This is a genomic window from Isoptericola sp. GX10416, assembly GCF_056590155.1.
The window spans coordinates 79,233-92,132 of sequence record NZ_JBWPVO010000001.1; the positions used below are offsets into that span (position 1 = coordinate 79,233).

Below are 12,900 nucleotides of genomic sequence, written 5' to 3' on the forward strand. Positions count from 1 at the left end.
CGGCCGACCTCAGCCCGCGAACCCGCCGATGACGGGCACCCACTCCCGTACGGAGACCTCCGCGACGAGCCCTTCGCGACGGAACGGGTCGGTGCCGAGCAGCGCGTCCGCCTCCGCGGCCGACGGTGCGGTCACCACGATGAGGGCGCCGTCGGGCTCGTCGTCGGTCGCGGGCAGGGGTCCGGAGACGAGGACCGCGCCGTCGGCGCACAGCGCCTGCAGGTGGTCGCGGTGCGCGGGACGTGCCCGGTCGCGCGCAGCGACGCTGTCGGGGGCATAGACGTAGGTGACGGCGTAGACACTCATGCCGTCATCCAAGCATCTCGCGGCAGCACCCGGCCGGAGCGTCCACGGTGCGTGCCGCGGCGACGTGACATGGAACACCTGTACGAATGTCGGTGGTGGGCCGTACGATGCTGCCGTGAGCAATCGCCTCGTCGTCTCCGGTGCCCGCGAGCACAACCTGCGCAACGTCGACCTCGACCTGCCGCGGGACTCGCTCATCGTCTTCACCGGCCTGAGCGGCTCGGGCAAGTCGTCACTGGCCTTCGACACCATCTTCGCCGAGGGGCAGCGGCGCTACGTCGAGTCGTTGTCCGCCTACGCCCGGCAGTTCCTGGGCCAGATGGACAAGCCGGACGTCGACTTCATCGAAGGGTTGAGCCCGGCGGTCTCGATCGACCAGAAGTCGACGAACCGCAACCCGCGCTCGACGGTCGGCACGATCACGGAGGTCTACGACTACCTCCGTCTGCTCTTCTCGCGGGCCGGCACCCAGCACTGCCCGGTGTGCGACGAGCCGGTCCAGGCGCAGACGCCCCAGCAGATCGTGGACAAGATCCTCGACCTGCCGGAGGGGACGCGATACCAGGTGCTCGCCCCGGTGGTGCGGGGTCGTAAGGGTGAGTACACCGATCTCTTCGCCGAGCTGCAGACCCAGGGCTTCTCGCGAGCACGCGTCGACGGCGACGTCGTCCAGCTCAGCAGCCCGCCCGCGCTGGAGAAGAAGGTCAAGCACGACATCGAGGTGGTCGTCGACCGGCTGGTCGCGCGCGACGGCGTGCAGCGCCGGCTGACCGACTCCGTCGAGACAGCGCTCGGTCTGGCCGGCGGTCTGGTGATGATCGACCTCGTCGACGTCGCGGACGATGCGGAGGCCGGCGACGAGCTACCGGGTCTGCTGAAGTACTCGGAGAAGCGCTCCTGCCCCAACGACCACCCGCTGAGCCTCGACGAGATCGAGCCGCGGACCTTCTCGTTCAACGCGCCGTACGGCGCGTGCCCGGAGTGCACCGGCATCGGCTTCCGGTTGGAGGTCGACCCCGAGCTGGTCGTGCCGGACCACGAGCGGACCCTGCGCGAGGGTGCGGTCGCGCCCTGGTCGCAGACCTCCTCGGAGTACTTCGCACGAGTCCTCGGTGCGCTCGCCGAGGAGATGAAGTTCTCGATGGACGTCCCGTGGCGGGCGCTGCCGCAGCGGGCGCGTTCCGCCGTCCTGCACGGGCGCAACCATCAGGTGCACGTCAAGTACCGCAACCGGTGGGGCCGCGAACGCCAGTACTCGACCGGGTTCGAGGGTGCTGTGACGTTCATCGAGCGCCGGCACACGGAGACCGAGTCGGACTGGTCGAAGGAGCGCTACGAGGCCTACATGCGCGAGGTCCCGTGCCCCGAGTGCCACGGAGCACGCCTCAAGCCGGAGGTCCTCGCCGTCAAGGTCGGCTCGAAGTCGATCTGGGACGTGTGCCGGCTGCCGATCGGCGCCGCCAAGGAGTACCTGGACGCCCTCGAGCTCGGGTCCCGGGAGACGGCGATCGCGGGCGAGGTGCTCAAGGAGATCCACGCCCGGCTGGGCTTCCTGCTGGACGTCGGTCTGCACTACCTGACCCTGGAGCGGGCCGCGGGGACGCTGTCGGGCGGCGAGGCGCAGCGCATCCGACTGGCGACCCAGATCGGCTCCGGCCTGGTCGGGGTCCTGTACGTGCTCGACGAGCCCAGCATCGGGCTGCACCAGCGTGACAACCGGCGGCTGATCGACACCCTCACCCGCCTGCGGGACCTCGGCAACACCCTGATCGTCGTCGAGCACGACGAGGACACGATCCGCGCGGCCGACTGGATCGTCGACGTCGGTCCCGGCGCGGGCGAGCACGGCGGCGCCGTCGTGCACTCCGGCGACTACGCCGGCCTGCTCGAGGCCGAGGGTTCGATGACCGGCGCGTACCTGGCCGGCCGGCGGAGCATCGCGCTGCCCGCGGTGCGCCGCGGCGTCGATCCCGCGCGGCAGGTGTCCGTCGTCGGTGCGCGGGAGAACAACCTGCGAGACATCGACGTCTCGTTCCCGCTCGGCGTGCTCACCGCCGTGACGGGCGTCTCGGGCTCGGGCAAGTCGACCCTGGTGAACTCGATCCTGCACACCGTCCTGGCCAACGAGCTGAACGGGGCCCGCCAGGTCCCCGGACGGCACACGCGCGTGACCGGGACGGACCAGCTGGACAAGGTCGTGCACGTCGACCAGGGTCCGATCGGCCGGACGCCGCGCTCGAACCCCGCGACCTACACGGGGGTGTGGGACCGGGTGCGCAAGATCTTCGCCGAGACCGAGGAGGCGAAGGTCCGAGGCTACGGACCCGGGCGGTTCTCCTTCAACGTCAAGGGCGGCCGCTGCGAGGCGTGCTCGGGCGACGGCACGCTGAAGATCGAGATGAACTTCCTGCCCGACGTCTACGTCCCGTGCGAGGTCTGCCACGGTGCGCGGTACAACCGCGAGACCCTCGAGGTGCACTTCAAGGGCAAGACGGTCGCCGACGTGCTCGCCATGCCCATCGAGGAGGCCGCCGAGTTCTTCGCGGCGTTCCCCGCGATCTCCCGGCACCTGTCCACGCTCGTGGACGTCGGCCTGGGCTACGTGCGGCTCGGACAACCGGCCCCGACGCTCTCCGGCGGCGAGGCGCAGCGGGTGAAGCTCGCCAGCGAGCTGCAGAAGCGGTCGACCGGCCGCACGGTGTACGTGCTGGACGAGCCCACCACAGGCCTGCACTTCGAGGACATCCGCAAGCTCCTGGGCGTCCTGCAGTCGTTGGCGGACAAGGGCAACACGGTGCTCGTCATCGAGCACAACCTCGATGTCGTCAAGAGCGCCGACTGGGTCGTCGACATGGGCCCCGAGGGCGGCTCGGGCGGCGGCACGGTGGTGGCGCAGGGCACCCCCGAGCAGGTCGCGGAGGTCGAGGAGAGCCACACGGGGCGCTACCTCGCCGAGGTCCTCGCGGCACATCCAGACGTCCCGGTCGAGCCGCCGGCGCCGTCGTCCGCCGCGGCCGCGGTGCCTGCGGGACGCAAGAGCACGAAGAAGGCCCGAGCCACCAAGCGCGACGCCGCCTGAACCTCTACGGTGTTGGCCATGGGAGCTCACCACGGATACTCGGTCGCGGTCCGCTGGCCCGCTGCAGGCGTCCAGGCCGGCGGTCCGGACACGGTGACGTCGTCCTACACCGCGTACACGCGTGACCACGACGTCGTGCTGCCCGGACGCCCCGTGCTGCCCGGCTCGGCGGACCCGCAGTTCCGCGGCGACCCGGAGCGGTTCAGCCCCGAGGACCTGTTCGTCGCGAGCCTGTCCCAGTGCCACATGCTGTGGTTCCTGCACCTGGCGGCCGAGTCCGGCCTGGAGGTGCGCGAGTACAGCGACGACGCCACGGGCACGATGCGGGTCGAGGCCCGCGGCGAGGGCCAGTTCACCGACGTGACGCTGCACCCCCGGGTGGTCGTCGAGTCGGGGGAGCGGGCCACGGACGAGCACGTCGCGAACCTGCACCATCGCGCGCACGCGCTGTGCTTCCTGGCTCGCAGCGTGAACTTCAGGGTGCTGGTCGAGCCGGCGCCGCTGCACGTGGCGGACGCCGCCGCCTGAGCGTTTCGGGAGATGTCGGTGACCTGACCTAACCTGGGCCCATGGCCGACCCCGCGACATATCGACCTCGGCCGGGAGAGATCCCGACCTCGCCGGGCGTGTACCGGTTCCGCGACGCGCACGGCCGTGTGATCTACGTGGGCAAGGCGAAGAGCCTGCGCCAGCGGCTGTCCAGCTACTTCCAGGATGTCGCCAACCTGCACCACCGTACGCAGCAGATGGTCACCACGGCGGCGTCGGTCGAGTGGACGGTCGTCGGCACCGAGGTGGAGGCTCTCGCCCTGGAGTACTCCTGGATCAAGGAGTACGACCCCCGCTTCAACGTCAAGTACCGCGACGACAAGTCCTACCCGTACCTCGCGGTCACGATGGGTGACGAGGTCCCCCGCGCACAGGTGATGCGCGGCGCGAAGCGTCCGGGGACCCGCTACTTCGGCCCCTACGGTCACGCATGGGCGATCCGCGAGACCCTCGACCTCCTGCTGCGGGTGTTCCCCGTGCGGACCTGCTCGGCCGGGGTCTACCGGCGGGCGCAGCAGTCGGGACGCCCGTGCCTGCTCGGCTACATCGACAAGTGCGCGGCGCCCTGCGTCGGCCGGATCAGCGTCGAGGACCACCACGACCTGGCGAGCGACCTGTGCGACTTCATGGCAGGCGACACGGCGCGCTTCGTCCGCCGGCTCGAGGCGGAGATGTCCGCGGCTGCCGCGGACCTGGAGTACGAGCAGGCGGCCCGGCTGCGCGACGACCTGGCGGCCCTGCGGCGCGTGACGGAGAAGAACGCCGTCGTGCTCTCCGACGCGACGGACGCCGACGTCTTCTCCATGGTGGGGGACGAGCTGGAAGCGGCGGTCCAGGTGTTCCACGTCCGCGGAGGCAGGATCCGTGGCCAGCGCGGCTGGATCGTGGAGAAGGTCGAGGACGCGACCGACGCCGAGCTCGTGGAGCACCTCCTCCAGCAGGTCTACGGGGCCGTGGACGACGCGCGCGACCCGGACGCGTCCGAGCGTGAGGCGCGAGCCGTCGCGCGTGACGCGGTGCCGCGAGAGGTCCTGGTGCCGATCCTGCCCGCCGACCTCGAGCAGGTCACCGCGTGGCTGACCGGCCTGCGTGGTGCCCGGGTGGACGTCCGCGTCCCGCAGCGGGGCGACAAGCGCGAGCTCGCCGAGACGGTCCGCAAGAACGCCGAGCAGGCGCTCGCCCTGCACCGCACCCGGCGAGCCGGTGACCTCACGACGCGCAGCCAGGCGCTGGCCGAGCTGCAGGAGGCCCTCGGGCTGGACGAGGCACCGCTGCGGATCGAGTGCTACGACGTCTCGCACACCCAGGGCACCTACCAGTCGGCGTCGATGGTCGTCTTCGAGGACGGGCTGCCGCGCAAGAGCGAGTACCGGTCGTTCTCGGTGCGCGGTCCGGAGGGCGACGGGGCGGCGGACGACACCGCGGCGATGTACGAGGTGATCACCCGCCGGTTCAAGCGCTACCTGGCCGATCGCCACGCATCGGGCGAGCTCGGGTCGACCGGCGAGGTCGGGGCGGAGGTCGACCCGGAGGAACGCCGGCGATTCGCCTACCCGCCGCACCTCGTCGTCGTCGACGGCGGCCCGCCACAGGTCGCCGCGGCCGCCCGCGCGCTCGCGGATCTCGGCGTGACCGACGTCGCCCTGTGCGGGCTGGCGAAGCGGCTCGAGGAGGTGTGGGTGCCGGACGACGACTACCCCGTCATCCTGCAGCGCGCGTCCCAGGGCCTGTACCTGCTGCAGCGCGTACGGGACGAGGCGCACCGGTTCGCGATCGCCCAGCACCGCCGTCGCCGGAGCAAGGGGATGGTCTCCTCCGTGCTCGACGACGTCCCGGGCCTGGGCCCCGCACGTCAGCAGGCGCTGCTCGCGCGGTTCGGCTCGGTCAAGCGGCTGCGCTCGGCGAGCGCGGCGGAGATCGCCGAGGTCAAGGGGATGGGGGCACGGACCGCCCAGGCGGTGGTCGACGCCCTGGCGAAGAGCGACACCATCGGCCCGGCGAGCACCGTGCAGGGCTCCCGGGCTGGCATGCTTGACCCATGAGCGAACCGTCGCCCATCACCGTCCCTCAAGGCATCGCCGAGATCGAGGCCGCCACCCCCGCCCCGGACCGTTCCGACCCGGAGGTGCTCATCATCACCGGCATGTCCGGTGCGGGCCGCACCCGGGCGGCCGGCGTGCTGGAGGACCTCGACTGGTTCGTGGTCGACAACCTCCCGCCGCTGATGATCGTCCCGCTCGTCGACCTCATGACCAAGGCGGGCTCCTCCGTCGAGCGCCTCGCGGTCGTGGTCGACGTCCGCGGGCGCGAGTACTTCCCGGAGCTGACCGAGGCGCTCGGGCACCTGCGGTCGGGCGGGGTGACCTACCGGATCCTCTTCCTGAACGCCTCCGACGAGGTGCTCGTGCGGCGTTTCGAGAGCGTGCGCCGACCGCACCCGCTGCAGGGTGACGGGAGGATCCTCGACGGCATCGCGGCGGAGCGCCGGGTGCTGGCCTCGATCGCCGAACGGGCGGACGTCGTCCTCGACACCACCGGGCTCTCGGTGCACGACCTCGCCAAGGAGGTGCGCGACGCCGTCGCCGCCGGCTCCGTCGACGCCCTGCGGATCAACGTCGTGGCGTTCGGGTTCAAGTACGGGCTGCCGCTCGACGCCGACCACGTCGCGGACGTGCGGTTCCTGGCGAACCCCTACTGGATCTCCGAGCTGCGGCACCTGACCGGCCAGGACGAGGCGGTGCGGAGCTACGTCCTGGCGCGACCGGGCGCGATGGAGTTCGTCGAGCGGTACGTCGCGGCCCTGGAGCCGGTCCTGGCGGGCTACCTCGCCGAGGAGAAGCGGTACGTGACGATCGCCGTCGGCTGCACCGGCGGCAAGCACCGTTCCGTCGCCCTCGCCGGCGAGATCGCCGACCGGCTGCGGGCGACCGGGCAGCGCGTCACGGTCACCGCTCGCGACCTCGGGAAGGAATGAGACGCTGACGCCCACACCAGCGGAGGGCATCGCACGGCCCTTCCCGACGTCCCGCGACATCGGCGGCCCGGAAGGGCCGCGGACGGTGGCGCTCGGTGGCGGCCACGGCCTCGCCGCGAGCCTGGGAGCCCTGCGCCTCCTGACGGACCGGCTCACGGCCGTGGTCACGGTGGCCGACGACGGCGGTTCCTCCGGCCGGTTGCGCGACGAGCTCGACGTCCTGCCACCGGGCGACCTGCGGATGGCGCTCGCGGCCCTGTGCGACGACTCGGAGTGGGGCAGGACGTGGAGCGACCTCCTGCAGCACCGGTTCGCCTCGGGCGGTGAGCTCGACGGGCACGCGATGGGCAACCTGCTCATCGTCTCGCTGTGGGAGCGTCTCGGGGACACGGTGGCCGGGCTCGACTGGGTGGGCCGCCTGCTCGGTGCGCGCGGCCGGGTGCTGCCGATGGCGTCGGTGCCGCTCGTCGTCGAGGCCGACGTCGTGGACGGCGGGGTGTCGACCACGGTCGTGGGGCAGAGCAGCGTCGCCGTCTGCGGCAGCCGGATCGACACCCTGCGGCTCCACCCCGCGGACCCTCCGGCGTGCCCCGAGGCCGTCCGTGCGGTCATGGAGGCCGACTGGGTCGTGATGGGCCCGGGGTCATGGTACTCCTCGGTCCTGGTGCACCTGCTCGTGCCGGAGTTGGCGGCGGCCCTGCACGCCACGCCGGCACGCCGGTGCGTCACCCTCAACCTCAGTGCGGAACCGGGGGAGACGAACGGGCTGACCGCCTCGGAGCACCTCGTGGCGCTGCGTCGGCACGCGCCCGGGCTGCGGATCGACGCGGTCCTCGCGGACCCGTCCGCCGTCGAGGACGCCGCGGAGCTGCGGGCTGCCGCGCGGTCCCTCGGGGCGAGGCTCGTGGTGGGGCAGGTGGCACGTGGCGACGGCACGCTGCGGCACGACCCGTTGCGTCTCGCGGCGGCCTATCGCGACGTGTTCGAGGACCGGTCACCACGGGACGTGGACGGCGCCCACGACTGACGGCGCACGTCACGGGCGCGTGGCAGGATGACGCCATGGCGCTGACGGTAGAGGTGAAGGACGAGCTGTCCCGGCACGTGGTGACCCGGACGTCGTGCCGCAAGGCCGAGGTCTCGGCGATGCTCAGGTTCTCGGGCGGGCTGCACATCATCTCGGGCCGCGTGGTGATCGAGGCCGAGATCGACACGGAGTCGGCCGCGGCCCGCCTGCGGCGGGCGATCGTGGACCTGTACGGGCACTCCAGCGAGCTCATCGTGGTCAGGGCCGGCGGCCTGCGCAAGTACGACCGGTACGTCGTCCGGGTGGTGCGCGACGGCGAGTCGCTCGCCCGGCAGACCGGTCTGCTGGACTCGCGAGGGCGGCCCGTGCGAGGTCTGGCGCCCGAGGTCGTCTCGGGCGGCGTGGACGCGGCGGAGGCGGTGTGGCGGGGGGCGTTCCTCGCGCACGGCTCGCTGACCGAGCCCGGACGGTCCATGTCGCTCGAGGTGACGTGCCCGGGGCCGGAGGCGGCGCTGGCACTGGTGGGCGCGGCCCGGCGGATCGGGGTGCAGGCGAAGTCGCGCGAGGTCCGTGGCATCGACCGGGTCGTGGTGCGCGACGGCGACGCCATCAGCGAGGTGCTGCGCCGGATGGGGGCGGTGTCCACCCGTGCGACGTGGGAGGAACGGCGAGCCCGGCGCGAGGTGCGTGGCACGGCGAACCGGCTGGCGAACTTCGACGACGCGAACCTGCGCCGCTCGGCGCGCGCGGCGGTCGCCGCGGGCGCGCGGGTCCAGCGAGCTTTCGAGATCCTCGGCGACGAGGTGCCGGAGCATCTGCGCGAGGCCGGCGAGCTGCGCCTGGCCCACAAGCAGGCGTCGCTGGAGGAGCTCGGCCAGCTCGCGTCGCCGCAGCTCTCCAAGGACGCGGTGGCGGGGCGTATCCGGCGGCTCCTCTCGACCGCCGACAAGCGCGCCATGGACCTCGGCGTCCCCGACACCGAAGCGGGCCTTTCGCCGGACCTGCTGGACCTCTGAGCCTCGTCCGCCACTGGTCGGACCACCTGTCTCACGGGGGGCCGGAGTCAGCACCCGGCAACGGATGGGTATAGGCTCCGAGGTGTCAGGTGACGACGGTGTGACCCTGGGCTGATGTCCCGGCCATGCGTCACGGGACCTCCGGGGTGGCTTCGTACGTTCCAGCGCGCCGAGGGCGCGCGTGAGTTTGGCATCAACCGTGTGCGCCGGTCCGGATCCGGCGCGCCCTGAGGAGGGCTATCGTGACCATCCGCGTCGGCATCAACGGCTTCGGCCGCATCGGACGTAACTTCTACCGCGCTCTCGTCGAGTCGGGTGCGGACATCGAGGTCGTGGGCGTCAACGACCTGACCGACAACAAGACCCTGGCCCACCTGCTGAAGTACGACACCACGCTGGGTCGCTTCGGCAAGACGGTCGAGTTCGACGACGACAACATCATCGTCGACGGCACCAAGATCCGGGCCCTCGCCGAGCGCGACCCCGCGAACCTGCCCTGGGGCGAGCTCGGTGCGGACATCGTCATCGAGTCCACCGGCTTCTTCACGGACGCGACGAAGGCCAAGGCGCACATCGACGCCGGCGCCAAGAAGGTCATCATCTCCGCCCCGGCGAAGAACGAGGACGCGACCTTCGTGATGGGTGTGAACAGCGACCAGTACGACCCGGCCGCGCACCACATCATCTCGAACGCCTCGTGCACCACGAACTGCCTCGCCCCGCTGGCGAAGGCGCTCAACGACTCGATCGGCATCGAGCGTGGTCTGATGACCACGATCCACGCCTACACGGGTGACCAGAACCTGCAGGACGGCCCGCACAAGGACCTGCGCCGTGCCCGTGCCGCCGCGCAGAACATCGTGCCGACCACGACGGGTGCGGCCAAGGCCGTGGCGCTCGTGCTCCCGGAGCTCAAGGGCAAGCTCGACGGCTACGCCCTGCGCGTGCCGGTCATCACGGGCTCGGCCACGGACCTCACCTTCGAGGCCCCGAAGGAGGTCACGGTCGAGGAGGTCAACGCTGCGGTGAAGGCCGCCGCCGAGGGGCCCCTCAAGGGCGTGCTGTCCTACGTCGAGGACGACATCGTCTCCTCGGACATCGTGACCGACCCGCACCAGAGCATCTTCGACGCCAAGCTCACCAAGGTGATCGGCAACCAGGTCAAGGTCGTCTCCTGGTACGACAACGAGTGGGGCTACTCGAACTCCCTCGTGTCGCTGACGGAGCTCGTCGGCGAGAAGCTCTGACGAACCGTCGCTCCACAGTGTGACCACGACGTCCGCGGGTGCGCGGTCCGCCCGTCCCCGTGACGAGCGGCCCGCCGCACCCGCGGACGTCGTCGTGTCGCCAGAAGTACCCCACCCGACCTTCCTGCACGAGGTGAGCTCATGAAGACGATCGACACTCTCGGGGACCTGCGCGGCCGGCGCGTCCTCGTCCGCTCCGACTTCAACGTGCCGCTCGACGGCACGACCATCACGGACGACGGTCGCATCCGTGCGGCGCTGCCGACGCTGGAGCGCCTGGCCGACGCCGGCGCACGCGTCGTCGTCATGGCCCACCTGGGCCGACCGAAGGGCACGCCGGACCAGAAGTTCTCCCTGGCCCCCGTGGCCGCTCGCCTCGGCGAGCTGCTGGGGAAGGACGTCGCCCTCGCCACGGACCTCGTCGGCGAGTCGGCCCGGTCCACCGTCGACGGCCTGGCCGACGGTCAGGTCGCCCTCCTCGAGAACGTCCGCTTCGACGCGCGCGAGACCTCCAAGGTCGACGCCGAGCGCGCCGAGCTGGCCGGCGAGCTCGCCGGTCTCGCGGACGCGTTCGTCTCCGACGGCTTCGGGGTCGTGCACCGCAAGCAGGCCTCGGTCTACGACGTCGCGCAGCTGCTCCCGGCGGTCGCCGGGGACCTGGTCCTCAAGGAGGTCGAGTCGCTCTCGCGCGCCACGACCGACCCGGAGCGTCCCTACGCCGTCGTGCTCGGCGGGTCCAAGGTGTCCGACAAGCTGGGTGTCATCGCCAACCTGCTGACCAAGGCCGACCGTCTGCTCATCGGCGGCGGCATGGTCTTCACGTTCCTCGCGGCCAAGGGCCACCCCGTCGGCTCCTCGCTGCTGGAGGAGGACCAGGTCGAGACGGTCAAGAACTACCTCGCCCAGGCCGAGGAGAACGGCGTCGAGATCGTCCTGCCCACCGACATCGTGGCCGCGGACTCGTTCGCCGCGGACGCGCCGCACACGACGGTCCCCGCCGAGGAGATCCCCGACGGCAAGATGGGTCTGGACATCGGTCCGGACTCCGGCGAGCTCTTCGCCGCGAAGCTGGCGGACGCACGGACCATCGTCTGGAACGGCCCGATGGGGGTCTTCGAGTTCGACGCGTTCGCCGGCGGCACGCGTGCGGTCGCGCAGGGCATCGTCGACGCGACGGCCGACGGCGCGTTCTCGATCGTCGGCGGCGGAGACTCCGCGGCAGCGGTCCGCATCCTCGGCTTCGACGAGGAGGGCTTCAGCCACATCTCGACCGGCGGCGGCGCGAGCCTCGAGCTGCTCGAGGGCAAGGAGCTGCCCGGCCTGACCGTGCTGGCCGACTGAGCCCGCCGCCCGACAGCTCCACGCGACCAACCAACCACGACACGAAGGGCACGACTGTGGCCACGAACCGCACGCCGCTGATGGCGGGCAACTGGAAGATGAACCTGGACCACGCCGAGGCGATCGCCGCGGTCCAGAAGCTCGCCTGGACCCTGAAGGACGCCGGGCACGACTACTCCGCGGTGGAGGTGGCGGTGCTCGCGCCGTTCACCGACCTGCGCTCGGTCCAGACCCTCGTGGACGCCGACAAGCTCGAGGTCCGCTACGGCGCTCAGGACATCTCGCAGCACGAGTCGGGGGCCTACACCGGTGAGGTCTCCGGGGCGATGATCGCCCGCCTGGGTTGCACCTACGTCGCCGTCGGCCACTCCGAGCGCCGCGAGTACCACGCCGAGGACGACGCGGTGGTCAACGCCAAGGTCAGGGCGGCCTTCGGCAAGGGCGTCACGCCGATCCTGTGCGTCGGGGAAGGCCTGGACGTCCGCAAGGCGGGCGACCAGGTCGCGTTCACCCTCGCTCAGCTCGACGCCGCGCTCGACGGCGTGCCCGCCGAGCAGGCCAAGGACCTCGTCGTCGCCTACGAGCCCGTCTGGGCGATCGGGACCGGCGAGGTCGCGACGCCGGAGGACGCGCAGGAGGTCTGCGGCGCGGTCCGCTCCCGCCTCGCCGAGCTCTACGACGCTGCGCTGGCAGACGGCGTCCGCGTGCTCTACGGCGGTTCGGTCAAGTCGGGCAACGTCGCGCAGATCATGGCGCAGCCCGACGTCGACGGCGCTCTGGTGGGAGGCGCGAGCCTCGACCCGGAGGAGTTCGCGAAGATCGCGCGGTACCAGTCGCACGTCGCGTGACGCATCGGGCGGCGCTCCGGTGCTCGCCCTCCGGACGCCTCTCGTGGCGGTCAGCCCTCGGTCATGCCAGGGGTTCGCCACGGGAGGCGTTCGTCACCTAGTCTTGACCCCGCCGGGCAATCCCGGCGACGTCAGCCCGCCGTGAGGCGGCCGAGAACCGAGGACACCAATGTTCGACGCGTTGACCATCTTCCTGAACGTCGTGCTCGTGCTCACCAGTGCGTTCCTGATCCTGCTGATCTTGATGCACAAGGGCAAGGGTGGTGGCATGTCCGACATGTTCGGTGGTGGTATGTCGAGCGCGGCGGGCAGCTCTGGGGTCGCCGAGCGCAACCTCAACCGCATCACCGTCGGCATCGCGCTGGTGTGGACCGTCGTGGTCGTTCTCCTCGGGCTCGCCACCAAGGTGAGCTGACGGACCAAGAGCCGCTCAGTGGGGTGCGGCGTCGGGCGGTGGGGGCGCCGCCGGGCACGAGGATCGTCCGTGGGTGTGAGCCCACAGAGTCGAAGGTG

11 protein-coding genes are annotated in these 12,900 nt (G+C 71.4%); 10 read left to right on the forward strand and 1 reads right to left on the reverse strand.

Going from position 1 to position 12,900, the window contains the following annotated elements; translation table 11 throughout:
* Positions 1–9 precede the first annotated feature (9 nt).
* Positions 10–306, reverse strand: coding sequence for a YciI family protein (locus tag ACWAT2_RS00360; protein ID WP_402371972.1), 297 nt, complete (start codon positions 304–306; stop codon positions 10–12).
* A gap of 115 nt (positions 307–421) precedes the next feature.
* On the opposite strand from ACWAT2_RS00360, the gene uvrA reads away from it, so the two are divergent.
* The 10 genes from uvrA (at position 422) to secG (ending at position 12,802) form a co-directional block, all read left to right on the forward strand.
* Complete coding sequence (uvrA, locus tag ACWAT2_RS00365; protein WP_402371970.1) at positions 422–3,385, forward strand: excinuclease ABC subunit UvrA; 2,964 nt, start codon at positions 422–424, stop codon at positions 3,383–3,385.
* Positions 3,386–3,403: 18 nt separating this feature from the next.
* Positions 3,404–3,913, forward strand: coding sequence for an OsmC family protein (locus ACWAT2_RS00370; protein WP_402371969.1), 510 nt, complete (start codon positions 3,404–3,406; stop codon positions 3,911–3,913).
* Positions 3,914–3,954: 41 nt separating this feature from the next.
* On the forward strand, positions 3,955–5,976 hold the full coding sequence (gene uvrC / locus ACWAT2_RS00375; protein ID WP_402371967.1) for an excinuclease ABC subunit UvrC: 2,022 nt from the start codon (positions 3,955–3,957) through the stop codon (positions 5,974–5,976).
* Positions 5,973–6,908 carry an RNase adapter RapZ gene (gene rapZ / locus ACWAT2_RS00380; protein ID WP_402371966.1) on the forward strand — a complete coding sequence of 312 codons (936 nt, stop codon included), beginning with the start codon at positions 5,973–5,975 and terminating at the stop codon, positions 6,906–6,908. The genes uvrC and rapZ overlap by 4 nt, the downstream gene beginning before the upstream one ends.
* Before the next feature lie 85 nt (positions 6,909–6,993).
* Positions 6,994–7,935, forward strand: a complete 942-nt coding sequence (locus ACWAT2_RS00385) for a gluconeogenesis factor YvcK family protein (RefSeq protein ID WP_402371964.1) — start codon at positions 6,994–6,996, stop codon at positions 7,933–7,935.
* A 35-nt stretch (positions 7,936–7,970) separates the two neighbouring features.
* Positions 7,971–8,951, forward strand: coding sequence for a DNA-binding protein WhiA (gene whiA, locus ACWAT2_RS00390; protein ID WP_402371963.1), 981 nt, complete (start codon positions 7,971–7,973; stop codon positions 8,949–8,951).
* A gap of 242 nt (positions 8,952–9,193) precedes the next feature.
* Positions 9,194–10,198, forward strand: a complete 1,005-nt coding sequence (gene gap / locus ACWAT2_RS00395; protein ID WP_402371962.1) for a type I glyceraldehyde-3-phosphate dehydrogenase — start codon at positions 9,194–9,196, stop codon at positions 10,196–10,198.
* A 141-nt stretch (positions 10,199–10,339) separates the two neighbouring features.
* Complete coding sequence (locus tag ACWAT2_RS00400) at positions 10,340–11,539, forward strand: phosphoglycerate kinase (RefSeq protein ID WP_402371960.1); 1,200 nt, start codon at positions 10,340–10,342, stop codon at positions 11,537–11,539.
* An 80-nt stretch (positions 11,540–11,619) separates the two neighbouring features.
* The gene (gene tpiA, locus ACWAT2_RS00405) at positions 11,620–12,387 is read left to right on the forward strand and encodes a triose-phosphate isomerase (protein ID WP_402372093.1); all 768 of its coding nucleotides are present in this window, start codon (positions 11,620–11,622) and stop codon (positions 12,385–12,387) included.
* Between the two features lie 169 nt (positions 12,388–12,556).
* Positions 12,557–12,802 (forward strand): preprotein translocase subunit SecG, encoded by a 246-nt coding sequence (gene secG / locus ACWAT2_RS00410; protein ID WP_402371958.1) that lies wholly within the window; start codon positions 12,557–12,559, stop codon positions 12,800–12,802.
* Positions 12,803–12,900: the final 98 nt, after the last annotated feature.

Bases quoted from the DNA above. Each gene is read 5' to 3' on its own strand.
- ACWAT2_RS00360 (WP_402371972.1), bottom strand. From the start codon at position 306: ATGAGTGTCTACGCCGTCACCTACGTCTATGCCCCCGACAGCGTCGCT.
- ACWAT2_RS00370 (WP_402371969.1), top strand. From the start codon at position 3,404: ATGGGAGCTCACCACGGATACTCGGTCGCGGTCCGCTGGCCCGCTGCA.
- uvrC (WP_402371967.1), top strand. From the start codon at position 3,955: ATGGCCGACCCCGCGACATATCGACCTCGGCCGGGAGAGATCCCGACC.
- rapZ (WP_402371966.1), top strand. From the start codon at position 5,973: ATGAGCGAACCGTCGCCCATCACCGTCCCTCAAGGCATCGCCGAGATC.
- whiA (WP_402371963.1), top strand. From the start codon at position 7,971: ATGGCGCTGACGGTAGAGGTGAAGGACGAGCTGTCCCGGCACGTGGTG.
- ACWAT2_RS00400 (WP_402371960.1), top strand. From the start codon at position 10,340: ATGAAGACGATCGACACTCTCGGGGACCTGCGCGGCCGGCGCGTCCTC.
- tpiA (WP_402372093.1), top strand. From the start codon at position 11,620: ATGGCGGGCAACTGGAAGATGAACCTGGACCACGCCGAGGCGATCGCC.
- secG (WP_402371958.1), top strand. From the start codon at position 12,557: ATGTTCGACGCGTTGACCATCTTCCTGAACGTCGTGCTCGTGCTCACC.